The organism is Haloarcula sp. H-hyl6 (genome assembly GCF_056934455.1).
Genome location: NZ_JBRIIK010000001.1, coordinates 262,125 through 282,834, shown reverse-complemented (window position 1 = coordinate 282,834; position 20,710 = coordinate 262,125). Strand labels below are relative to the sequence as shown.

At 68.5% G+C, this 20,710-nt stretch carries 26 protein-coding genes; 5 read left to right on the top strand and 21 right to left on the bottom strand.

The annotated features are described in order from the left end of the window. Positions 1-33: 33 nt before the first annotated feature. From Hhyl6_RS01345 to Hhyl6_RS01335, 3 genes are all read right to left on the bottom strand, one after another. Positions 34-741, bottom strand: a complete 708-nt coding sequence (locus tag Hhyl6_RS01345; protein ID WP_483737423.1) for a TMEM165/GDT1 family protein — start codon at positions 739-741, stop codon at positions 34-36. Beyond that, on the bottom strand, positions 738-1,430 hold the full coding sequence (locus Hhyl6_RS01340) for a metal-dependent transcriptional regulator (RefSeq protein WP_483737422.1): 693 nt from the start codon (positions 1,428-1,430) through the stop codon (positions 738-740). The genes Hhyl6_RS01345 and Hhyl6_RS01340 overlap by 4 nt, the downstream gene beginning before the upstream one ends. Before the next feature lie 63 nt (positions 1,431-1,493). Beyond that, positions 1,494-1,646 (bottom strand): hypothetical protein, encoded by a 153-nt coding sequence (locus Hhyl6_RS01335; protein ID WP_483737421.1) that lies wholly within the window; start codon positions 1,644-1,646, stop codon positions 1,494-1,496. Between the two features lie 85 nt (positions 1,647-1,731). Between Hhyl6_RS01335 and Hhyl6_RS01330 the strand changes: the two genes are divergently transcribed. Continuing rightward, on the top strand, positions 1,732-2,232 hold the full coding sequence (locus Hhyl6_RS01330) for a metal-dependent hydrolase (protein ID WP_483737420.1): 501 nt from the start codon (positions 1,732-1,734) through the stop codon (positions 2,230-2,232). On the opposite strand, the gene Hhyl6_RS01325 is transcribed toward Hhyl6_RS01330, so the two are convergent. After that, complete coding sequence (locus Hhyl6_RS01325) at positions 2,229-2,477, bottom strand: MTH865 family protein (RefSeq protein WP_483737419.1); 249 nt, start codon at positions 2,475-2,477, stop codon at positions 2,229-2,231. The genes Hhyl6_RS01330 and Hhyl6_RS01325 overlap by 4 nt on opposite strands. A gap of 122 nt (positions 2,478-2,599) precedes the next feature. Here Hhyl6_RS01325 and Hhyl6_RS01320 point away from each other — a divergent pair, with 122 nt between their 5' ends. After that, positions 2,600-3,940, top strand: a complete 1,341-nt coding sequence (locus Hhyl6_RS01320) for a PQQ-dependent sugar dehydrogenase (RefSeq protein WP_483737418.1) — start codon at positions 2,600-2,602, stop codon at positions 3,938-3,940. A gap of 259 nt (positions 3,941-4,199) precedes the next feature. On the opposite strand, the gene Hhyl6_RS01315 is transcribed toward Hhyl6_RS01320, so the two are convergent. From Hhyl6_RS01315 to Hhyl6_RS01285, 7 genes are all read right to left on the bottom strand, one after another. Continuing rightward, positions 4,200-4,793, bottom strand: coding sequence for a DJ-1/PfpI family protein (locus Hhyl6_RS01315; protein WP_483737417.1), 594 nt, complete (start codon positions 4,791-4,793; stop codon positions 4,200-4,202). Between the two features lie 64 nt (positions 4,794-4,857). Then, positions 4,858-5,649, bottom strand: coding sequence for an HAD-IIA family hydrolase (locus Hhyl6_RS01310; RefSeq protein ID WP_483737416.1), 792 nt, complete (start codon positions 5,647-5,649; stop codon positions 4,858-4,860). Between the two features lie 103 nt (positions 5,650-5,752). Beyond that, positions 5,753-7,150, bottom strand: a complete 1,398-nt coding sequence (locus tag Hhyl6_RS01305) for a hypothetical protein (RefSeq protein WP_483737415.1) — start codon at positions 7,148-7,150, stop codon at positions 5,753-5,755. Beyond that, positions 7,147-7,872: an ABC transporter ATP-binding protein gene (locus Hhyl6_RS01300; protein WP_483737414.1), complete on the bottom strand. Its 726-nt coding sequence runs from the start codon at positions 7,870-7,872 to the stop codon at positions 7,147-7,149. The genes Hhyl6_RS01305 and Hhyl6_RS01300 overlap by 4 nt, the downstream gene beginning before the upstream one ends. An 83-nt stretch (positions 7,873-7,955) precedes the next feature. After that, entirely contained in the window at positions 7,956-8,561 is a 606-nt protein-coding gene (locus Hhyl6_RS01295) for a DUF998 domain-containing protein (RefSeq protein ID WP_483737413.1), read from the bottom strand. Between the two features lie 41 nt (positions 8,562-8,602). Continuing rightward, on the bottom strand, positions 8,603-9,295 hold the full coding sequence (locus Hhyl6_RS01290; protein ID WP_483737412.1) for a DUF2071 domain-containing protein: 693 nt from the start codon (positions 9,293-9,295) through the stop codon (positions 8,603-8,605). Between the two features lie 43 nt (positions 9,296-9,338). After that, positions 9,339-10,025, bottom strand: a complete 687-nt coding sequence (locus tag Hhyl6_RS01285) for a YqjF family protein (RefSeq protein ID WP_483737411.1) — start codon at positions 10,023-10,025, stop codon at positions 9,339-9,341. 92 nt (positions 10,026-10,117) lie between these two features. On the opposite strand from Hhyl6_RS01285, the gene Hhyl6_RS01280 reads away from it, so the two are divergent. Then, a complete protein-coding gene (locus Hhyl6_RS01280) occupies positions 10,118-10,618 on the top strand; it encodes a macro domain-containing protein (protein WP_483737410.1) in 501 nt (166 codons plus the stop codon). Then, positions 10,615-10,863, top strand: coding sequence for a DUF8145 family protein (locus Hhyl6_RS01275; RefSeq protein ID WP_483737409.1), 249 nt, complete (start codon positions 10,615-10,617; stop codon positions 10,861-10,863). The genes Hhyl6_RS01280 and Hhyl6_RS01275 overlap by 4 nt, the downstream gene beginning before the upstream one ends. A 1-nt stretch (position 10,864) precedes the next feature. Here the strand turns inward: Hhyl6_RS01275 and Hhyl6_RS01270 are convergent, their stop codons facing one another. The 5 genes from Hhyl6_RS01270 to Hhyl6_RS01250 all read right to left on the bottom strand — a co-directional run bounded on the left by Hhyl6_RS01270 (position 10,865) and on the right by Hhyl6_RS01250 (position 16,265). Beyond that, entirely contained in the window at positions 10,865-11,287 is a 423-nt protein-coding gene (locus Hhyl6_RS01270; RefSeq protein WP_483737408.1) for a DUF7522 family protein, read from the bottom strand. A 109-nt stretch (positions 11,288-11,396) separates the two neighbouring features. Next, entirely contained in the window at positions 11,397-12,374 is a 978-nt protein-coding gene (locus Hhyl6_RS01265; protein ID WP_483737407.1) for an aldo/keto reductase, read from the bottom strand. Positions 12,375-12,415: 41 nt separating this feature from the next. After that, on the bottom strand, positions 12,416-13,504 hold the full coding sequence (locus tag Hhyl6_RS01260) for an ABC transporter permease (protein WP_483737406.1): 1,089 nt from the start codon (positions 13,502-13,504) through the stop codon (positions 12,416-12,418). Then, positions 13,497-15,362 (bottom strand): ABC transporter permease, encoded by a 1,866-nt coding sequence (locus Hhyl6_RS01255; RefSeq protein ID WP_483737405.1) that lies wholly within the window; start codon positions 15,360-15,362, stop codon positions 13,497-13,499. Before Hhyl6_RS01255 ends, Hhyl6_RS01260 begins: the two co-directional genes overlap by 8 nt. Then, positions 15,363-16,265, bottom strand: coding sequence for an ABC transporter ATP-binding protein (locus Hhyl6_RS01250; protein WP_483737404.1), 903 nt, complete (start codon positions 16,263-16,265; stop codon positions 15,363-15,365). A 60-nt stretch (positions 16,266-16,325) separates the two neighbouring features. Between Hhyl6_RS01250 and Hhyl6_RS01245 the strand changes: the two genes are divergently transcribed. Then, on the top strand, positions 16,326-16,757 hold the full coding sequence (locus Hhyl6_RS01245; protein ID WP_483737403.1) for an SRPBCC family protein: 432 nt from the start codon (positions 16,326-16,328) through the stop codon (positions 16,755-16,757). A 19-nt stretch (positions 16,758-16,776) separates the two neighbouring features. Here Hhyl6_RS01245 and Hhyl6_RS01240 read toward each other — a convergent pair whose 3' ends face one another. The 5 genes from Hhyl6_RS01240 to Hhyl6_RS01220 all read right to left on the bottom strand — a co-directional run bounded on the left by Hhyl6_RS01240 (position 16,777) and on the right by Hhyl6_RS01220 (position 20,676). Then, positions 16,777-17,013: an HVO_2901 family zinc finger protein gene (locus tag Hhyl6_RS01240; protein WP_483737402.1), complete on the bottom strand. Its 237-nt coding sequence runs from the start codon at positions 17,011-17,013 to the stop codon at positions 16,777-16,779. 178 nt (positions 17,014-17,191) lie between these two features. Beyond that, positions 17,192-18,190: a sensor histidine kinase gene (locus tag Hhyl6_RS01235; RefSeq protein WP_483737401.1), complete on the bottom strand. Its 999-nt coding sequence runs from the start codon at positions 18,188-18,190 to the stop codon at positions 17,192-17,194. Between the two features lie 39 nt (positions 18,191-18,229). After that, positions 18,230-19,102: a succinate--CoA ligase subunit alpha gene (sucD, locus tag Hhyl6_RS01230; protein ID WP_483737400.1), complete on the bottom strand. Its 873-nt coding sequence runs from the start codon at positions 19,100-19,102 to the stop codon at positions 18,230-18,232. Next, on the bottom strand, positions 19,099-20,247 hold the full coding sequence (gene sucC, locus Hhyl6_RS01225; RefSeq protein ID WP_483737399.1) for an ADP-forming succinate--CoA ligase subunit beta: 1,149 nt from the start codon (positions 20,245-20,247) through the stop codon (positions 19,099-19,101). The genes sucD and sucC overlap by 4 nt, the downstream gene beginning before the upstream one ends. Positions 20,248-20,385: 138 nt before the next feature. Beyond that, positions 20,386-20,676 carry a hypothetical protein gene (locus Hhyl6_RS01220; RefSeq protein ID WP_483737398.1) on the bottom strand — a complete coding sequence of 97 codons (291 nt, stop codon included), beginning with the start codon at positions 20,674-20,676 and terminating at the stop codon, positions 20,386-20,388. Positions 20,677-20,710 lie beyond the last annotated feature (34 nt).

Genomic DNA, 20,710 nt, shown 5'->3' with positions numbered 1-20,710 from the left:
GTCCGCGCCCCCGATTAATGAGTCTCCCGTCGCTCAGACGGGGAGGTGTCCGGCGAGTGTCGTGACGATGGTCTCCCACACGGAGAACCCGAACACCACGCTCACCGCGAAGTCGGCGGCGAAAAAGAGGAACAACGCCGCGCCGGCGAAGTGGGCCTTGCGCACGTCGAAGGCGTGGGAGAACCGATAGAAGAACAGCGCGTTGACCATGCTGACCGGGATGATGGCGAGCATCTCGCCGGTCCAGATGGCCGTCGGGAACGCGGCGTACTGGGCCGCCAGCGAGATGGTGATGAGTTGGGTCTTGTCGCCGAACTCGCCGAAGGCCATCATGGCGAAGATGGGGAGGAACCCGCCCATCTTGTTCGGGACTCGCCAGTCGGTGCCGGGGACGCGGACGTCCAGTTCCCCGCCGTCGGTCAGGACGCCGCTGGCCGGTTCGCGTTCGGGCGCGTCGGCGGTGGGTGCCGTCTTGACCAGCAGGACCGCGAAGACGAGGAACAGCACGGCGGTCATCGCGTCGAGGTAGACGCCGGGGAGCATGGTCGTCACCGTCCGCCCGAGCCAAATCTCGACCGCGGTCCACCCGGCGAAGGCCGCTCCGGCGGCCGCGACGACCAGATATGGGTTGAAGCGCGTCGAGAGGCCCGCGATGATGAACTGCACCTTCTCGCCGGGGAGGACGGCCAACTGCGCCCCGGCGGCGACGAAGACGACGGTGAGCCACGTGACCTCGCTCACACCTCGCTCACCCCGTCCGCGACGGCGTCCTCGGGGTTGTGGACTTGGATGGCGTCGGCGATGTGGTCCGGCAGGGAGACGCTCTCGCCGCTGTCGAGGCGCACCGTCACCATGCCGATGGGCGCGACTTCCTCCACGACCAGCGTCGTCCCGGGGACGATGCCGGCCTCGTCGAGGTACGTGAGTTCCTCCGGGTTGCGGTCGCGGACGCGAGCGACTTCGAGGGTCGCGCCCTCACCGTGGTCCGAGAGGGCCGACCCCATCCGGTCGTCGATGGGTTCGAGTGCGTCGTTGGGTATCGGGTCGCCGTGCGGGTCGACGGCCGGTTCGTCCAGCGCGGCGGCCACGCGGCGCTCGAACTCCTCGCTGATGTGGTGTTCCAGTATCTCTGCCTCCTCGTGGACCTCCGACCAGTCGTAGCCCAGTTCCTCGGTGAGGAACGTCTCCAACAGGCGGTGATGGCGGATGACCTCGAGCGCGACAGTCTCCCCCTCCGGCGTGAGCGTGACGCCCTTGTACTTCTCCCGTTCGACGAGGTCGCGCTCTTCGAGTTTCTCGACCATGCTCGTCGCTGTCGGCGGCGTGACGTCGAGCGTCTCGGCGATGGTCGAGGTGGCGACCGGCGGCTCGCCCTCCCGTTCGAGCCGGTAAATCGCCTTGAGGTAGTCCTCCATCTTCGCGCTCAGCATGCGGCGAATTAGACGTGTCTAATGGAAAAGCGTGGCGGTGTAAAACAGGCGGCTCGGCGGTTTTCACTCCTCGTCGGCCGTGTACGTCTCCCGGCGAGAACGCGTCAACAGCCACAACAAGAGATAGCTGACGGCGCCGAGGGCGAACAGCGTCGCCGGGATGAGGAAGGGTCCGAACGTCTCGACGAGGAGGTCCAACCCCGGCGTCTGGAACATAGTGGGCCTTTGGAAGCGCCCCACATAAACTGCAAGGAAAGCGACACACGCCAGTTACAAGCCGCTGGCGCCGTCACTCGACGGTATGTATCGGACCGGTCACTACGGGGCGGCACTGCTCGTGTACGCACCCATCGGCCTCGCACTACTCGCACTCGACGCGCCGGGCCTCGCGGTGGTCGGCGGTGCGGTGTCGCTCGGGCTCGCACCCGTGCCCGACTACGACCAGCGGATTCCGTTCGTCAGCCACCGCGGGGTGACCCACACGCTCCTGTTCGCCACCGCAGTGGGCGTCGCGCTCGCCGGGGTGGGGTGGCTACTCGGGACGGGGAACGGCCCAGACACGGGCGTTCGACTGGCGGCATTCGGCGGCGTCGTCGGGGTGACCGCGGTCCTCGCCCACCTCCTCGCGGACGTGGTCACGCCGGCCGGTATCGCGCCGTTCTGGCCAGTCTCCGGGAAACGGTACACGCTGGGACTGACGCGGGCGGACAACACGCTGGCGAACTACTTCGTCCTCGCCCTCGGGGTGTTCGCCGTCGCAGTCGTCGTCGCCGTCGCCCGGCCCTCGCTACTCGTCGGTTAGATGAGGTCCTGACTCTCGAGCGACTCCATCACGTCGTCGACGAAGGCGTCGACGGTGTCGTAGGGGAACTCCCCGTTCAGTTTGGTGTTGAGTTCCATCGCCGTCATCGAGAAGTCGCCCGACTCGAACTTCGTGGACGGACCGTTCGGCAGCGCCGGGACGAGGTCCATTGGGCTGGAGATGGGGTAGTCTGCGTCTTCGAACGCCTCGGTGAACTGGTCGCGAAGGTCCGCTTTGTCAACCATGACTCGTTCTGTCCATTGCGCGAGCCGTTAGATAAAGGATTCGACATCGATACACTCTCCCGTTGTTCTGAGTTTATTCGGGGCCGCCCAATCTTCTTGCCGGTGGGTCGCCTCCCCGAGATATGGACTCTTCGACGCGGCGTCGGTTCCTCCGGGGGACCGGCCTCGCCCTGACTGCCCTCGCCGGGTGCGCTGACGGCGGGGCCGGCAGCGACCCGACGGAGACTGCCACTGGCGGTCAGACCGCCGGGACGGCGACGCCGGGCACACCACTCGATTCGCTCGAACTCGGCGCGGTCCCCGTCGCGGACGGGTTCACCTCCCCGCTCGACGTGGTGGTGCCCCGCGCCGGGGAGTACTGGGTCGCGGACCAAGCGGGACAGGTGTACTTCGTCGACGGCGACGGGGCCGACCCACGGGTGGCGCTCGACCTCACCGACCGCATGGTCGACGTGGGCGGCTACGACGAGCGCGGACTGCTGGGACTCGCGTTCCACCCCGCTTACGACGGTGAGGGGCGCGTCTACGTCCGATACAGCGCGCCGCGGCGGGAGGGGACTCCCGACAACTACTCGCATACGTTCGTCCTCGCGGAGTTCGCGGCCACGGGCGGGAGCATCGACTCCGACAGCGAACGGACGCTACTGGAGATTCCGGAACCGCAGAGCAACCACAACGCCGGGGCCGTCGCGTTCGGCCCGGACGGCTACCTCTACGTGGCCGTCGGCGACGGCGGCGGCGGGAACGACCAAGGGCGCGGCCACGTCGACGACTGGTACGACGCCGTCGACGGCGGCAACGGGCAGGACGTGACCGAGAATCTGCTCGGGAGCGTCCTCCGCATCGACGTGGACAGCGAGGGCGACGGCGGGCGGCCCTACGCCGTCCCGGACGACAACCCACTGGTCGGTACGGCGGGCTTACCGGAGCAGTTCGCGTGGGGGTTCCGGAACCCGTGGCGGTTCTCGTTCGGGCCGGAGGGTCGCCTCTTCGTCGCCGACGTCGGTCAGTCCCGCTGGGAGGAGGTCAGCGTCGTCGAACGCGGCGGCAACTACGGGTGGAACGTCCGGGAGGGCGCGAACTGCTTCCGGGCGGACGACTGTCCGACGGAGACGTCCGAGGGGGCCCCGCTACGCGACCCGATAATCCAGTACCCACACGACGGGGGTGCCGTCTCGGGCATCTCCGTCATCGGCGGCTACCTGTACGCGGGGGACGCCATCCCGGCGTTACGGGGCCGCTACGTCTTCGCCGACTGGCAGGCCCGCGGGAACCTGTTCGTCGCCACGGAACGAGCGAACGGCCGGTGGCCGGTGAGGGCTGTTCCGGTGGACGGTGACGGACTCGGGTCGAACGTCCTCTCGTTCGGCCGGACTGTGGCGGGGGAACTCCTCGTCTGTACGACGAACGAACAGGGCGTCTCCGGGTCGACTGGCGCGGTGCATCGCCTGCGCTCGGCCTGACTCGGTGAAGCGTACGCCGGCGTCGCGGTGCGCTGAGCGGCCCGACTCCGGCGCGTCGGCCCGCTATCGATTCGTCCTGACCCGCCGGTCCCGTTGACCCTTGCGGAGGAGGTAGACGACGGCTGGGACCGTTATCCCGGCCAACACGAACAGGCCGAGCAGTGCGATAGTAGCGGCCATTCTATCCCGACGTTGGGTAGCGACCCTTACAAATATTAGCCGACTAACAGTTCTTATCGCCGTATTTTCTCCCGACGGTTCAGTCGTCCGCCGCCACCGCCGGGTCGCCGTGGCTCACTTCGTCCCCCAGGAGCGTCATGAACTCCGCCAGCCACTCCGGGTGGTCCGGCCACGCCTGTCCCGTGACGAGGTTGCGGTCGCGGACCACGCCGTCGACCCACGAACAACCGGCGGCCTCGCACTCGGCCCGGCAGGCCGGGTACGCCGTCATCTCGTAGCCGTCCAAGACGTCCGCGGCCGCGAGAATTTGCGGGCCGTGACAGAGCGCCGCGACGGGCTTGTCGGCCTCGAAGAAGTGCTGTACCGCCTCGATGACCGGTTCGTGGGTCCGCAGATACTCGGGGGCGCGCCCGCCGGGGACGACGAGGGCGTCGTACTCGGTGGGGTCCACGTCGGCCATCGCCGCGTTCAGTTCGAAGTTGTGGCCGCGCGACTCCATGTACGTCTGGTCGCCCCGGAAGTCGTGTATGGCCGTCTTGACGGTGTCGCCTGCCTCCTTCTCCGGACAGACGGCGTCGACGCTGTGGCCCACGGTCAGCAGGGTCTGGTACGGGACCATTATCTCGTAGTCCTCGCCGAAGTCACCGACTATCATCAGGATGTCTTTGCTCATCGGTATCACCACTCGTACGTAGCGGCGCCCGCGGCTTAAAGACGTAGGTGAGGCGACAGGAGCGTCAGTCGGCCGCGTCGAGGACGGCGTCGACGTCGGCGAGGGAATCGACGACGTGGTCCGGCGACACGTCGCTGCGCTCGACGGACGCGTCGTCGCTCACGCCCGTTCGAACCAGCGCGGTGCGCATCCCCGCTCGCTCGCCCATGGCGACGTCCGTCTCCAACCGGTCGCCGACGACCAGACACTCTTCGGGGGCGCACCCGACTCGCTCCAGGGCCGCCTCGACGGCGGCGTCGGAGGGCTTTCCGAGGACGATGTCCGGGTCCCGTTCGACCACGCCGCTGATGGCGCGGATTATCGCGCCCGACCCCGGCTTGGGGTTCCCGTCGGCGTCGGGGAACGTCGGGTCCGGGTCCGTACCGAGAAACGGCGTCCCGTCGTCCAGCGCCCGGAGCGCGGCGACCATGTCGCGGTAGTGGAACTCGTCTGTCCACGAGGCCAACAGCGCGTCTGCCGCCTGCGGGTCCGTGACGAGTTCAGCGCGGGTCCCCCGAACCCGGTCCCTGAGCGAGTCGGACCCGACCACGAAGACGCCGTCGCCGGCGTGGTGCGCGTTCAGGTACTCGCGGGTGACGACGGCCGACGAACAGGCCTCGCCCGTCCGAGCGTCGACGCCCAACTCGTTCAGCCGTGCCACGTACTCCCCGCCGTCGTGCAACGGGTTGTTCGAGAAGAAACACAGAGACAGTCCGCGGTCGCGCAGGCGGTCGACGGCGGCCGCGGCACCGGGTAGCAGTCGGTCGCCGTGGTACACCGTCCCGTCGAGGTCCAGAACGACGCCTCGCAGTGTCATCGACTGCGGTAGGGAGTCGGGACGGAAAAACCTCTCTCAGGGCTCCACCTCTACGCTGCTCGCCTCGAACGGGACTAGGCGAGCGCGACCGCTCGTGACCGCGTCACGCGCTTCGAAGCCGTCGCTCCCAGCGCGGGCCGGCCCGCCGTGCGAGTGCCCACCCGAGTCCACCGGCTGCGACCGAGAGGGCGAGAGCACCCACGACGGCCGCCTGCGGCGCGACGCTGACGACGAGTGCGGCGACCAGCAAGGGGACTGCGAGGACGGCCAGCGCCGCGCCGAACGCCGCGAACAGCGCGGTGTCGAACAGCAGTTCGTTGGGCGCGAGACCGGTGAGGTACGCCGAGACGCCGAAGACGTAGACGGCGACGCCGGGCATCACGAGCAAGCCCACGGCCAGACGGCCCACCGGGTACCACGACGCGGCGACGGCGAGGTAGCCCGCACCCGCAGTCAGCGACAGCACGAGGTAGGCCCGCATCGTCCCCGCGAATACGTCGGCGTAGGTCACCGGGAACCGGAGGTACTGGCGAGGCGAGTCGAACTGCGTCACCCAGCTATACGTCGTGAACGCGCCGAGTCCGAGCAGCGTCCCGAAGGCGATGCCCGGGTGCGGCGTGACGCCCGTCCCGGCGGTCACCCGGCCGAGTAAGAGCGCCATCACCGCGAACAGGACGCCCATCGAGAACGCCACCTTCCCGACGGACCCCGACGAGCGAGCGACCGAGAGCAGAGCGCGCCTCGTCAGCGGGTCCGAGACGCCCGTGAACAGGCGGTCGGTCCGCCGGTGACGCCCGGAGGAGTCGTCGCCGACGGGTTCGAACAGCGCGACGCCGAGGCCGGCGAGCGCGACGGTCGGCAGGAGGCCGCGGACCGCCGCCGACAGGGACCCCTCGGCGTACAGCGCGTAGGGCGTGTAGGCGGCGGGGTCGAGGACACCGGCGACCACGGCCGCCGCCCCCGCCGCTATCGCGCCGAGTAACGCGAGACGGCTCCGGGCCGCGAGCGCGACCAGCGAGAGACTCAGGGACGCGCCGAAGGCGAACGCCGCGGTGACGGCGACCCACAGGCGCGCGACGCTCGCGGGGGCGACACCCGAGGCGATTGCGACGGCCCCGTAGCCGACTACCGCGGGCGTGAGGACGAGGCCGGCGTAGTAGCAGACGTCCTTGAGGAGGAAGGTAGCGAGCAGACGCCGCCACGACACCGGGAGGGTCCGCGCCGAGAACACGAGCAGCGTCACGTCGCCGAGTACGTCCCGGAGAGCGTCGCGGCCGACCAGTCCGATGGTGCCGACCTGCAGTCCGAAGAAACCGACGAGCGCGACCAGTCCACCCGCCACGTCCGGCGGTGGCGTCCCGGTCACCGAGAGGAGCCACGTCCCCACACCGGTCAGGAGTGCGACGACCACCGGGAAGGCCGCGAATCGGGGCCCGCCGAACAGGTGGCTGTGGAGTCGCCACTCCTCGCGGACCATCCAGCGGAACAGCGCGCCCGTCACGCGCTGACCTCCGCGCTCTCCCCGCCCACCTCCGCGATGAAGTACGAGAGCAGTTCCTCCTCGGTCATCTCCCGCGGGTCGCACTCGGCGACGAGTCGCCCGTCCTCGACGATGCCGACGTGGGTGCACAACTCGGCGGCCACGTCGACGTAGTGCGTCGAGAGGAACAGCGTGTTGCCGCGCTCGCAGTACTCCGCGAGGTGGCGCTTGACCCGTTCCTGCATGATGGGGTCTAGGTTGACCAGCGGTTCGTCGATGAACACCACCTCCGGGTCGTGGAAGAACGCCGCGGCGAGCATCACGCGCTGGCGTTCCCCCTCCGAGAGGCCCGTCGAGAGGGCGTCGAGGACGCCCCCGAACTCCAGTCGCTCGGCCCACGCCTCGATGCGCCGGTCCACGTCGCTCACGTCCCGCACCTCGCCGACGAAGGTGAGGTACTCCCGCGGCGTGAGGAAACTCGGCGGGTCCTCGCGCTCCGGCAGGATGCCGATGGCCCGCCTGACGCCCATCGGGTCGGCCACCGGGTCGCGCCCGACTACTCGCGCCTCGCCGCTCGTCGGTTCCCGCTGCCCGGTCAACAGTTCGATAGTCGTGGTCTTCCCGGAGCCGTTGGGGCCGAGGAGGCCGAACAGCGCCCCGTCCTCCACCGTCAGCGAGAGGTCGGACAGCGCCGTGACGTCGCCGAACCGACGCGTCAGTCCCGTCGTCTCGATGGCAGCCATGTCGGCGTGGACCAGTCGGGGCGTCGTCTTAGCTGTTTGGCCCCGGTCACCACGCGTGATACTGGGACGGGTCGCCGACCCACTCACCCGGCCCGCCCGCCCCGGAGGTGCCAGTGGGCCGTCCACACGACCCACGCGCTGAACAGCAGCGCGCCGGCGAACTCGGGGATGGCGAGGCCGCCACGGGTCAGCGACCCGGCGGTCGCCCACCACCACCAGACCCCGACGTGGGCCGCCACGAGTGTCAGCGTCACGGCTGCCCGGCGGACGGCCCCTGCGAGAGCGTTGCCGACGCCGTACACCGCCATGGCGACCATCGACGCCAGATAGTGCGTGAGCGCGGCCGGCGCGTGGAGCGGTTGGCTGGACGGGAACAGGCCGACGCCGGCCATCCCGACCAGCGACACCGCGAAGGGGAGCGCCGCGACTGTCTCGACGACGTGCCTGCTCCTCCTCCAGAGGGTGTACGCGAACGCGACGCCGACGGCGCCGCCGAGGACGAGGCCGCCGTCGAACAGGAGCGTCGTCACCGGCGTCGCCGCGGCGGTGCCGGGTTGCCCGAGGTCCGAGAGTGCGTTCCCCGTCCACTCGAACGTCGGCGACGCCAGCGTCGCCGCCACTATCGACGCGTTCGTCAACCCTACCGATACAACGCCCGCCAACCCGCTGGCCCGGTCAACGTCTCTCACGTCTACAACTCTCCACGAACGGCGAGTTGTAAAAGTTCGGGTCAGTCGAGCCACACCGGTCGCGGCGGGGACAGACCGAGTTCGGTACCGGGGCTGTAGTGGACCAGCGGCGACCCTTCCGGTGCCGGCAACCCGAGGGTTCGCAGGAGCGGCCCCCTCACGTCGGCGTCGACCGAGGCGAGTGGCCACGGGTCGTGGCCGACGCTCCCGACGAGACGCGTGCCGAATCCGCCAGTCGTGAAGTACCGCTGGCGTTCGACGAGGAAGGCGGCCAGCGAGTCCGGCGGTGCGGTGGTCGTCGACCCCTCATCGGGCGTGTAGCGCACGTCCAGCGCACGCCGGCCGTCCACGTCGAGTGTCCGCCGGGTTCGGTACTCGTCGTCCGGCCGTCTGTCGAGTACCCCGTCGCGGTAGGGGAGGCAGAGCGCCGGCCCGGAGGTGGCGGCGGTCAGTTCGTCGTCGGTGAACAGGGCGAGAAAGCGAACCCCTCGCTGGCCGTTCGGCCCCCGGACGTAGGTGCGGACGTTGACCGCCTCGGCCGGGGCGGTCAGGTCGATACCGAACGACGAGACGCCGGTGACGGTGTGGGCGACGGCGCTCACCCACGCGTCGCCGTCGGCCGTCTCGACGGTCAACCAGTCCGGTATCGACCGGTCGAGGCTGTCGGGGTCGACCGGCCAGTGGCAGAACCACACGTCCGAGAGCGCCACCGTGAGTGGACGGACCGAGAACACACGCTCTCTCGGGTCGGCGCGACAATCAGTTTGGCGGCCGGGGTCAGTACCGACGGAGTCGGCCCGCGGTCACGGGCAGACCGGGGCTGTAGTGGACGACGGGGTCGCCGGGCGGGTCCGCGAACCCGTTGGCCGAGAACAAGTCGTTCCGTCGGACGTCGACGGTCCCGTCTCGAAGCGGCCACGGGTCGTGGTCGATGTCGGCGTAATAGACGGTCCCACTGTCGTCGGCGACGTAGAAGCGGTACCGGGAGACGAGGAAGGCTTCGAGGGACCCGGGGTCCGGCGTGTGCGTATGGCCGTCCGCGGCCGGGCCGTACGTCGCGTCGAAGGTGGCGGGCGGTGCCCGACTGTCGGTCCGCTCGCTCCGAAAGCGGACGTTCCCGCCCGACCGAGTCACCTCCATCTTGGCGCGGTAGTACGGCAACTCGAAGAACCGGCGGGCGATACCGACGCTGAGTCCGTCATCGGCGTCGAGGTTGTAGAAGTACACGCCCGGCGTCTCGCCGTCCGTGACGTACGTTCGGAGGTTCAATTCTCCGAACGACCGCCCGATGGGACTCCCTCGCGGTCGGATGTCCGCCATCTCGAACGGGACGACGCCGAGCCACGCACGCCCGTCGAACGTGTCGACGTCGAGTTCGGGCGGCAGGGTCGCTGCCACCGTCTCCGCCGCGACCGGCCAGTGGACGAACCCCACGTCGCGCCAGTCCATCCTGAGCAGGTCCATACCGTCTCTACGGACTCGACGACTTTCCGAGTGGTGCGGTGGGTGCTCGCATGGCCCGTAGTTCTTTGAGGGTGAGGAACCCACCCTCTCGCATGGAGTTTGACGTCATCCACGGCGACATCGCCGCCCAATCCGCGGACGCACTGGTCAACGCCGCGAACACGAGTCTCCGGATGGGGTCGGGCGTCGCCGGGGCGCTCAAGCGGGCCGCCGGGTCAGGCATCGACGACGAGGCAGTCGCGAAAGGCCCCGTCGAACTCGGCGGGGTCGCCACGACGGACGCCTACGACTTGGACGCCGAGTACGTCGTCCACGCCGCGGCGATGCATCCCGGCGGGGAGTCCACGGGCGAGAGCATCCGCGACGCCACGCGGAACGCGCTCGCGGAGGCGGACGCGTTGAACTGCGAGTCGGTCGTCCTGCCCGCTATCGGGTGCGGCATCGCGGGGTACGACTTCGAGGACGGCGTCCGCGTCATCTGTGAGGAGATTGCGGCGTTCGAACCGGAGTCCCTGACCGACGTGTCCCTCATCGCCTACGACGACGCCGAGTTCGAGACCATGCGACGAATCGCCGCCGAGGTACAGGCGTGACCGACGAGGCCGACAGCGCCGACGACGGTCCCGTCGTCTGTCCGGTCTGCGGCGCGGACTTCGAGTCGGTGTCGCTCCACGACGAGGGGTTGATGGTGAACCTCCTCGACAACGACCGGTTCCGACGGGTCTGCTTTCAACCGGTCAGCGACGACGAGGGGACGCCGCTCATCCGGTTCTTCCACCACACTCACGAGCAGTCGGGGACCGACCAGCCCGGAACCGCGGGCGGTCGCGTGCCCTGACTCACTCCGACAGCAACGACGTGATAGCGGCCGCGGCGTCTCCGAAGGCGTCGGCGTCCATGTCGTCCGTCGTCAGTATGACGCCAGCGTCGTCGCCGAGAACCCGCACCACGAACCCGTCGTCGTGGAACCTGACGGTGAACTCGTACGGCCCGATGCTCTCCTCCTCCGAAGGGACGGCGAGCGCCGTCCGGACGGGTGCCTCTGCGAACCCCACTCGCTCGAACTCCACCAGACGGGACTTCGCTTCGAGAGCGGTCTCACGGGACTCGTAGAGGTCCGACCGGACGTAGAGGAGGTCCATCGCCGAGGGCGTGAAGTAGATGACGCTCCGAAGCGCGTCGCCGAGGCTCGTGCGGGCGGCGCTCACGACGCTGTCGGCGAACGGCGTTTCGATGTCACTCTGGAATGAGACGTCGTACATGACAGAGAGAGGCCCTCCGAGATATTAAATTAGAGCGACGCTGTGGACGTCATCGGCCCGCACTACTTGCCACTCCGCGGCGAGGGCCCTCCCTGCGGTCTGCCCCTCGCTACTCGTGCCCGGCGACGCGAACCGGTTCGTAGGGCGCTTCGAGGTACTCGACGTCGCTGTCCGAGATGTCGATGTCCAGCGCTTCGACGGCCTGTTCGAGGTGTTCGACGCTCGTCGTCCCGACGATGGGGGCGTCGACCCACTCCTTGTCCAACAGCCACGCCAATCCGATTTGAGCCATCGTCGCGTCGTACTCCTCGGCCAGTTCCTGCACCCGTGCGTTCACTTCGCGGCCGCCGCCCTCGAAGTACGGGTGTTCGCGGGCGTACTCGTCGCTCTGGCCCCGCGTCGTCGCCTCGAACTCCTCGTGCGGGCGGGTGAGGTAGCCCCGCGCGAGCGGACTCCACGGCATCACGCCGACGTCCTCCTTCTCACACAGCGGGAGCATCTCGCGTTCCTCCTCCCGGTAGAGGAGGTTGTAGTGGTTCTGCATCGTCTCGAACCGCTCGAGGTCCTCCCGTTCGCTCACTCGGAGCGAATCCGCGAACTGATAGGCCCACATAGAGGACGCGCCGGCGTACCGAATCTGGCCGCGCCGCACAGCGTCGTCGAGGGTCCGGAGCGTCTCCTCGATGGGCGTGTCGTAGTCCCAGCGGTGAATCTGGTAGAGGTCGACCGTGTCCATCTGTAACCGGTCCAGCGAGTTCGATAGTTCCTGTTCCAGGGCCTTCCGCGAGAGGCCGCCGGAGTTGGGGTTCCGCTCGTCCATCTGGAAGTACCCCTTGGTGGCGACGACCTGACCGTCGCGCTCGTAGTCTGCGAGGACGTTCCCGAGGACGCGCTCGGACTCGCCCATCGAGTACATGTTCGCGGTGTCGAAGAAGTTGATACCGAGGTCGATGGCTCGCTCGATTATCTCCGCGCCCTCCTGTTCGTCCAGCACCCAGTCGCGCCAGTCGGACGAACCGAAGCTCATACAACCGAGACAGAGACGGCTGACCTCCATGCCGGTGGAGCCGAGTGTCGTGTACTCCATACCCGAGCGCCGAGCGCCGCGGACAAAAAGTTGGGCGTCGGTCAGAGCGCGTCGGCGTTCACGCCCGCGACGTATCGCCGCGCCGCGACGTAGGCCGCCACCGCGAGGGCGACGCTCCCGACGACGTGGCCGTAGGTCAGGAGCGTCGGGCTATCGACGGCGAGTTTCGCCACCGTCGTCGCGGGGTGTTCGGGGAGCAACACCGCCGCGCCGAAGACGACGAGCGTCAGGACGGAGTACAGCAACTGCGCGGGCCGCCGCCGCCGCATCGACACGCCGAGGACGACGCCGATGGTGACGACGAGACCGGTGACGGCGGTGACGAAGACGAGGATGGCCGGGACGTTCGCGACGGCGATGCCGTTGACCGAGAGCAACAGCACCCACAACAGGGCCTGTGCCGGGGCGAGTAGCACCATCCCCAGCGCCTTGCCGTCGACGACGTCCAGCAGGGACACCGGCGCGACGCGCAGGAGTTCCAGCGTCCCCCGCTCTATCTCCTCGGTGATGGTGTCGACGACCACCGACCCGCTGATGAACGCGGGGAGGAACAGCAGGAGGGGAACGAGGACGGTGTAGGTGAACCCGAAGTACGGACTCGCGCCGACTCTCGGGGGAAGCGGGACGGGGTCGCTATCCAGCGAGGTGGCCCGCTCGATGCGTTCCTGTCGCTCCAGCGTGTTCAGCACTCGGCGCACCTCGACGACGATGAGCGTCGAGCGGATGCTCCCCTCGGGGATGCGGGCGGTGACGGCTATCTGCCGTCCCCCGTCCGACGGTGACTCGACGTAACGGGCGTTCAACACCGCGTCCACGCGGCGGTCTTGAAACGCCAGAATCGCGGCCTCGGAGTTCTCGAACGCCATCGCGCTCGCGCCGTCGTGTTCGTTCGCCGCTTCGAGCAGGGCGTCCCGAGCGTCGCCGGTGACCGCGACTTCCACCTCACCCGTCGAGACGGACCCCGGGTCGTACAGCGAGGTGAGGCCGACGACGAGGAACGACGAGAACCCCGCGACGAACAACTGGATGAGCAGCGCGAGGACGATGGTCTTCTCCCGAGAGAGGGACGCCACGTCCCGCCGAGCGACGACTAGTCGCGGGTCGCGGTACCACGCGCGGTCCTCAGGCAAGGCTACTCACCACCGTGAGGTTGTAGGCGAAGTGAACGAGGACGGCCACGCCGACGGCGGCGGCGTACGCCCCGCGACTCCGCTGTGCGCCGACCGAAGAGATGGCCGCCGTCACCGCGTGCAGGGCCAGCGGTGCGAACAGGAACAGGAGGGCGACGACCCAGAGAGGCACGCCGGACGGCGGCGTCGCGCCCTGCAACGCCGCGTCGCCGATAGGGAGGCTCTCCAAATCCGAGAGCCGAGCGATGAGCAGGCCCTTCTCCGCGAGGAAGAAGCCCAGTCCGGAGAGCGCGCCCAGACCGACGGCGGACCGGACCGACCGCTCGTACCGGGCGTGGGCGTACCCGGCGTAGACGTGGAGGCTCTTCGCCAGTTCCTCCACGACGGCGACGACGACGAGGACGAGCACGATGCCCAGCGACTGGTTCGTCCCGAAGACGTTCAGCGACACTGAGTCGAGGACGAACAGGAACGCGATGGCGACCAGTTCGGCGACGACGACGAACGGCAGGAGGACGGCGCTCATCTTCAGGGCGCTCTTGCGGGACTTGATGCGGCCCGCGAGGGCGTCGAGCACCTTCAGCGGGATGGACCGCTGGGTGAACATGTCCTCTTCGCGGTAGAGGCCCGCACCGAGGCCAAAGAGGACCAGCGCCGTCACGAGCGGCGGGAGCGTCGAGAAGGCGAACTCGGCGAGGCCCACGGACTGGCCAGTGAGGTCCATCACCACGAGCGTCAGCGGCGAGATGAGCGCGATGGGCGTCACGTCGGTGAAGATGGCCGGCACGAACGCGTAGGAGGTCAGCGAGACGGTGATGGTGACGGTGACGAAGGTGAGTTCCTTGAACGACCGGGCGAACATCGCGCCGCAGAACGTCGCCGCGAGAAAGAGCAGGGCGATGGGCAACACCGCCAGCACCGCGATTGGACTCCCCGACGGGGCGACGCCGGTGAAACGGAGCGTCGCGGTGATGGCCGTCGCCACGCCGACAGCCCCGAGGAAGTACGGGAGCGTCTTCCCCGCGACGATGTCGACACGCGAGGCGGGCGTCACGAGCAACAGTTCCCCGCGGCGGTTCAGCCGCTCCGAGAGCATCGAGGAGCCGTAGGCCTGGATGACGAAGTTCATCGGGACGACGTAGAGGAACGCGAGGACGAGCGACTCGAACGGGAACGGCGGCGCGATGTCGGAGGGCGTCCCGCTCTGTACGTCGCCGGCCAGACGCGCCCCGATGGTGCCGAGGCTCGCACCGCCGCCTCCTGCCGCATCGTCCCCACTACCTCCGCTAGTCGTCCCGTCACCGCCGTCCGCCGACCCGTCACCGCCTCCCGTCGCGCCACCGTCGCCGTCGCTGGTGTCACCGTCCCCGCTCGACGGGTCGTCTCGCGTGTCCAGCGGACTCGGGCCGCCCTGCTCCTGATAGACGACGGTGACGGACACCGGGAACGCCGCGGTCCGGTTGTCGTCGCGGGCCAGCGTCCGGTCGTTGTAGGACTCCGTGCTGTCCCTGAGCGCCGAGAGGGCGGCGGCCTGTTTGGGCGTCCGCGGGCGGGTCTGCAGTTCGGCCCCGTCGAAGGCCAGTTCCTGTTCACCGCGACGGACGGCCTTCGGGTTCGGGTCCTGTATCCGGAAGCTCCCGTCGTCTTCGACGACCGGGTGATAGGGGCTCGACTCCTCGACGCCGACCCGGTAGATGTCCGCGTTCAGGCCCGGACTCGCGCCCGCGACGGCGACGGCGGCGACGCCGCCCATGGCCACGACGGCGACGGCCATGATGGCGAGGGTCCGCCTGTCGACGCCGCCCGCGTTCTTCGTCACCTCCCACTTCGCGACTCGGAGGAGTTTGTCCGGTCGCATCTACTCCGCGTCCTCCCCGACGTAGCGGGTGCCGCGGGTCCCCGCCTCCGCGACGTTGAGGAACACCTCTTCGAGACTGGACTCCTCGGTCCGGATGTCCACGACGGTCCCACCGGCAGACTCTGCGGCCGCCCGCGTCTCCTCGACGGCGTCCATGCTCCCGACCACCCGCTTGAAGTGGCCGTTCTCTCTCGCGGCCTCGGGCACGTCGACGGTCGTGTAGACGTGATAGCGAGTCTCGCCGTACTCGTCTTGCAACTGTTCGAGGTCACCGCGGGCGACTATCTGGCCCTCGTTCATGATGGCGACCCGGTCGCAGATGGACTCGACGTGAAAGAGGTTGTGCGCCGAGAAGACGATGGTCTTGCCCTGTTCGGCGAGTTGCTCGGTGAACTCGATGACGTAGTTCGTCGTCAGCGGGTCCAGACCGGAGGCGGGTTCGTCGTAGACGAGCACGTCGGGGTCGTTGATGAGCGACCGGGCTATCGCCACCTTCCGTTTCATCCCCTTGGACATGTCGCCGAGTTTCCGGTCGCGGTGTTCCAGTTCGAGTTCGTCGAGGGTGTCGTGCATCCGCTCTTCGGCGACGCCGCCGGGTACGTCGTAGAGGTCGGCGAAGAACTCCAGATACGAGACTGGCGTCATCTCCTCGTACAGCGGCGACTCCTCCGGGAGGAAGCCCAGTTGCTGGCGCATCTCGGTGGTCTGGGTGTCCAGCCCCGCGATTTCTGCCTCGCCGGCGGTCGGTTCCAGCAGGCCGGCGAGCATCTTCAGCGTCGTCGTCTTGCCGGCCCCGTTCGGACCGATGATGCCGAACACCTCCCCCCGGTCGACCGAGAACGTGCTCCCCTCCACGGCGACGAAATCGCCGTACTCTTTGCGCAGGTCGCGGGCGTCAATCATCTGGCGGTCGCTTGTGACCAGACCAACCTATACCTTGGCTCCGCTCTATTGTTGCTGATAATGGCGCTCTCGCTCGGCGACTCCGACGTGTCGATGGAGCAGACGCCTGACGGTCGGCGGGTCGTCGTCCGGCGGGTCGTCGAGGCGACTCCGGAGTCGGTCTGGCGCGTGCTGACCGACACCGAACGCTGGCCCGAGTGGGGACCGTCGATAACGGCCGTCGACTGTCCCGTCCGCTACGTCGAGGCCGGGACCACCGGTCGCGTTCGGACGGTCGGCGGACTGTGGGTCCGGTTCAGAGTGACGACCTGTGAGAACGACCGCTGGACGTGGTCCGTCGCCGGCGTACCGGCGACCGGCCACTTCGTCGAGTCACACCCCGCCGGTGCCGTCGTCGGGTTCGAGATTCCGGTGCTCGCCGCCGCCTACGCGCCGGTGTGTGCAAGAGCCTGCGCTCGAATCGGTGCGCTGGCGACTGCGGACGACGCGTGAAAGAGAGTCGGTGCGGACGTTACTGTTTGGTGACCCGGGCGTCCGATACGCGGTGGATGTCGTCGTCGATGCCGCTCCCGTCGCAGTCCTCGTTCGGACAGCGATAGTGCCACCCGTCCTCCGTGGCCGCTCGCTCGGTGAACCGGTCGCCACACTCGTCGCAGTACAACTGGCCGGCCGAACAGGTGTCGAGATGGAGTTCGAGCTCGAGCTCTGTCCCGAAGGTCCGCTTGCAGTTCCGGCAGGTATGGGGCATACCCGAATGTTGACATTCGCGCCTTATAGCTACACCGGAACGTTCACGTCGCTCGATTCCTCGTGACGAATACCGTGACAACCTACCACACGGTGGTCGTCTGTCCAGTTGTGGCCCGAAATCTGGCGCGTGGGTGGACGTTCGGGCACACGGTTCGGCGACCCTACTTCGGCACCCCTCAGCGAGTGCGGACGTCGAACCGCGCGCCACCTCGGTCGCTCTCGCCGACGGTGACGTCCCACTCGTGGGCGGCCGCGGCCTCCGCGACGACCCACAGTCCGTATCCCTCGCCCGCCCGGTCGGTCCCGTACCCCTGTTCGAACACCCGCTCGCGGTCCTCCGAGGGGACGCCGGGGCCGTCGTCGGCCACGTAGAAGCCCCCTTCCGTGGCGCCGAGTGTGACGACCACGTCCGGCCCGGCGTGGTGGACGGCGTTCTCGAAGAGGCGTTCGAGGACCGCTTCGAGGCGGTCCCGGTCGGCGGTGAGCGTCTGCTCCGTCTCGACGGCGAGCGTCGCCTCGGGGGCGTTCAGCCGCCCCCACACCGCCCGGGCCACGTCGTCGAGTTCGAGCGTCTCTGTCTCGGTCACGGGGCCGACGACGTCCCCGACGACCGCCGTCTCGTCGAGCATCGCCTCCACCCGACCGATGGAGCGGGTCATCGCCTCCTCGTGGGTCGGTTCGACATCGAGGAGTTCGAGTCGCCCGGTCACGACGTTGAGCGGGTTCTTCGCGTCGTGGGCGAGCGACCCGAGTACGTCGTCCCACCGGACCGCCTGTGCGGCGCCGTCGCGCCACGGCCGGCGGAGGAGCGCCCCGAGACGGCCGGTCAGTTCCGCGCCGTCGCCTCCGCGCCAGCGGACGTAGTCGCTCGCGCCCGCCACCAGCGCCGTCTCGATTCGGTCGCCGTCCGTGTCGGCACCGACGGCGACGACCGGCAGGCCGTAGTCGGCGTCCCGAACGCGCTTCAGCACCGCCAGTGCGTCCTGTTCGGGGGGCCGGTCCCCCACGACGACGGCGTCGAACGTCTCGGTGTCGAGTCTGTCCAGCAGGTCGGTCCGGTCGACGCGCGCGACGTCGAACCCGTCGGCATCGGCGAGAGCGGCGGCGACGGCGTCGAAGTCCGCTGCCGCCGCACTCGTCACCGCGACGCGTCTCGATTGTCCCCACTCACTCATTCACCGAACGTAAGAAAAGCGAGGATAAGAAAGGGCGGGTTACAGCAGGTCTTCGATGTGGTCGGCGACTTCCTCCGGCGTGTCGCCCACCGGGACACCGTTGTCCTCAAGCGCCGAAATCTTCGACTCTGCAGTGCCCGTACCGCTACCGGAGACGATGGCGCCGGCGTGGCCCATGCGCTTGCCCGGCGGGGCCGTGCGGCCGGCGATGAACCCGGCGACGGGCGTGTCCATGTGCTCGCCGATGTAGCGGGCGGCCTCTTCCTCGTCCTCGCCGCCGATTTCGCCACACATGGCGACGGCGTGGGTGTCGGGGTCGTTCTCGAACAGTTCCAGCGCGTCGATGAAGTCCGTCCCGATGATGGGGTCGCCGCCGATGCCGACGGCGGTGGACTGACCCAGACCGCGCTCGGTCAGGTTGTCGACGACCTGATAGGTGAGGGTGCCGGACCGGGAGACGAGGCCGACGTTGCCCGACGAGAAGATGTTGCCCGGCAGGATGCCGAGTTTGGCGACGCCGGGGGTGATGACGCCGGGGCAGTTCGGCCCGACGAGGTGCGTGTCGGTCTCCTGCAGTTTGCGGTAGACGCGGGCCATGTCCTGCGTCGGGACGCCCTCGGTGATGGCGACGACGAGGTCGACGCCCTTCGCGTCGATGGCCTCGAAGCAGGCGTCCGCGGCGAACGCGGGCGGGACGAACACGACGGAGGCGTTGGCGTCCTCCTCGCGGGCGGCCTGCTGGACCGTGTCGTAGACCGGAACGCCGGCGACCTCTTGGCCACCACGTCCGGGGACGGCGCCGGCGACCACGTTGGTCCCGTACTCCAGCATCTGTTCGGTGTGGAACTTGCCCTCACCGCCGGTGATACCCTGCACTACCACGCGCGTGTCTTCGTCGACTAGAACACTCATGCTTCCACCTCCTTCGCGTACTCGACCGCACGCTGGACGGCGTCCTCCAGCGTGTACTCGACCGTGACGAGGTCCTCGTTCAGAATCTCCATCCCCTCCTCGGCGTTCGTGCCGGCCAGACGGACGGTGACGGGTTTCGGAATCTCGTCGAACTGTTCGAGGGCCTGGTTGATGCCCCGTGCCACCTCGTCGCCGCGCGTGATGCCGCCGAAGATGTTGAAGACGACCGAGTCGACGTTGTCGTCGGAGAACACCATGTCCAGCGCGTTCGCGATGCGGTCGGCCTTCGCGCCGCCGCCCACGTCGAGGAAGTTGGCGGGTTCGCCGCCGTAGTAGTCCACGAGGTCCAGCGTGGTCATCACGAGGCCCGCGCCGTTGCCGATGATGCCGACGTTACCCGAGAGACGAACGTAGTCGAAGCCGTACTCGTCGGCCTTCTGTTCGAGTTCGTCGCCCTCCGCGGCCTCCTCGCCCATCTCGGCGAGTTCCGGCTGGCGGAACAGGGCGTCGTCGTCGATGTTCATGACGGCGTCGGCGGCGACGACCTCGTCGTCGCTCGTAATCATCAGCGGGTTTACCTCGACGTCGCTGCCGTCGCGGTCGTCCCAGAGCTGATACAGCGTCGTCAGCACCGACGCCACGTCGTTGGCCACGTCGCGGTCGACGCCGGCCTCGTAGATGACCTTCCGGGCCTGATACGGGTGCATCCCGAACGCGGGGTCGACGTGCTCGCGCGCGATGGCGTCGGGGTCCTCTTCTGCCACGGCCTCGATGTCGACGCCGCCCTTCGTCGAGACCATGGCGACGGGCTTGCCCTCGCCGCGGTCCATGGTCACGCCGACGTACAGTTCGTTGACGAAGTCGACGGCCTCCTCGACGAGCACCTTCGAGACGTGGTAGCCCTTGAGGTCCATCCCGAGGATGGCGTCGGCGGCCTCGCGGGCCTCGTCCTTGCTCTCGACGAGTTTGATGCCCCCGGCCTTCCCGCGTCCGCCGACGTGGACCTGCGCCTTGATGGCGACGGGATAGCCGATGTCCTCGGCCGCGTCGACGGCCTCGTCAACTGTCTCGGCCAACTGCGAGGCGGGTGTTGGAACGCCCGCGTCGGCGAAGACTTGCTTCGCCTGGTATTCGTGCAATCGCATGTCATACGGAATGGGGCGCGGTGGCGTTTTAAATCCGTCTTTCTCGGTTGGGGTGGCCGGGACTCAACGCAAACAGAACTACGCGAACGTCCGGAAATATCTCGCAGTCGCAGACGAACTTCCAGTCCGCCGCAAGTTTCACACGGAATGGGGTGGCCCATCCCCACTGTGACCGCGCAAGCGTTGTCGAACGCGGAGCAGGCCGGCACCGGCCAGCAGGAGCGTCTGGTGGAGGGCGGTGCCGAGAGCTACAGCGCCGACCACGCTCACGAGGACCACCCACGCCGGCGCGCCTTCGAACAGCGACACCGCGAGGACGATAGCGCCGGCCACCGCGCCGTTGCGGAGCGCGCAGTACAGTTCCGACCGGAGGAGGTCGGCGGCGCTCGTCTCCGCGACGTCGTCGTTCACGAGTCGGTCGTAACACATGGAGCGCACTGAGGACTCGGGTGGGTTAAATCGT

Coding starts and splice junctions, on each gene's coding strand:
- Hhyl6_RS01300 (WP_483737414.1), bottom strand. CDS start 7,872: ATGGCTGCCATCGAGACGACGGGACTGACGCGTCGGTTCGGCGACGTC.
- Hhyl6_RS01285 (WP_483737411.1), bottom strand. CDS start 10,025: ATGGACCTGCTCAGGATGGACTGGCGCGACGTGGGGTTCGTCCACTGG.
- Hhyl6_RS01235 (WP_483737401.1), bottom strand. CDS start 18,190: ATGAGTGAGTGGGGACAATCGAGACGCGTCGCGGTGACGAGTGCGGCG.
- sucC (WP_483737399.1), bottom strand. CDS start 20,247: ATGCGATTGCACGAATACCAGGCGAAGCAAGTCTTCGCCGACGCGGGC.
- Hhyl6_RS01255 (WP_483737405.1), bottom strand. CDS start 15,362: ATGCGACCGGACAAACTCCTCCGAGTCGCGAAGTGGGAGGTGACGAAG.
- sucD (WP_483737400.1), bottom strand. CDS start 19,102: ATGAGTGTTCTAGTCGACGAAGACACGCGCGTGGTAGTGCAGGGTATC.
- Hhyl6_RS01335 (WP_483737421.1), bottom strand. CDS start 1,646: ATGTTCCAGACGCCGGGGTTGGACCTCCTCGTCGAGACGTTCGGACCC.
- Hhyl6_RS01325 (WP_483737419.1), bottom strand. CDS start 2,477: ATGGTTGACAAAGCGGACCTTCGCGACCAGTTCACCGAGGCGTTCGAA.
- Hhyl6_RS01220 (WP_483737398.1), bottom strand. CDS start 20,676: ATGTGTTACGACCGACTCGTGAACGACGACGTCGCGGAGACGAGCGCC.
- Hhyl6_RS01270 (WP_483737408.1), bottom strand. CDS start 11,287: ATGTACGACGTCTCATTCCAGAGTGACATCGAAACGCCGTTCGCCGAC.
- Hhyl6_RS01250 (WP_483737404.1), bottom strand. CDS start 16,265: ATGATTGACGCCCGCGACCTGCGCAAAGAGTACGGCGATTTCGTCGCC.
- Hhyl6_RS01310 (WP_483737416.1), bottom strand. CDS start 5,649: ATGACACTGCGAGGCGTCGTTCTGGACCTCGACGGGACGGTGTACCAC.
- Hhyl6_RS01280 (WP_483737410.1), top strand. CDS start 10,118: ATGGAGTTTGACGTCATCCACGGCGACATCGCCGCCCAATCCGCGGAC.
- Hhyl6_RS01265 (WP_483737407.1), bottom strand. CDS start 12,374: ATGGAGTACACGACACTCGGCTCCACCGGCATGGAGGTCAGCCGTCTC.
- Hhyl6_RS01240 (WP_483737402.1), bottom strand. CDS start 17,013: ATGCCCCATACCTGCCGGAACTGCAAGCGGACCTTCGGGACAGAGCTC.
- Hhyl6_RS01340 (WP_483737422.1), bottom strand. CDS start 1,430: ATGCTGAGCGCGAAGATGGAGGACTACCTCAAGGCGATTTACCGGCTC.
- Hhyl6_RS01245 (WP_483737403.1), top strand. CDS start 16,326: ATGGCGCTCTCGCTCGGCGACTCCGACGTGTCGATGGAGCAGACGCCT.
- Hhyl6_RS01315 (WP_483737417.1), bottom strand. CDS start 4,793: ATGAGCAAAGACATCCTGATGATAGTCGGTGACTTCGGCGAGGACTAC.
- Hhyl6_RS01320 (WP_483737418.1), top strand. CDS start 2,600: ATGGACTCTTCGACGCGGCGTCGGTTCCTCCGGGGGACCGGCCTCGCC.
- Hhyl6_RS01330 (WP_483737420.1), top strand. CDS start 1,732: ATGTATCGGACCGGTCACTACGGGGCGGCACTGCTCGTGTACGCACCC.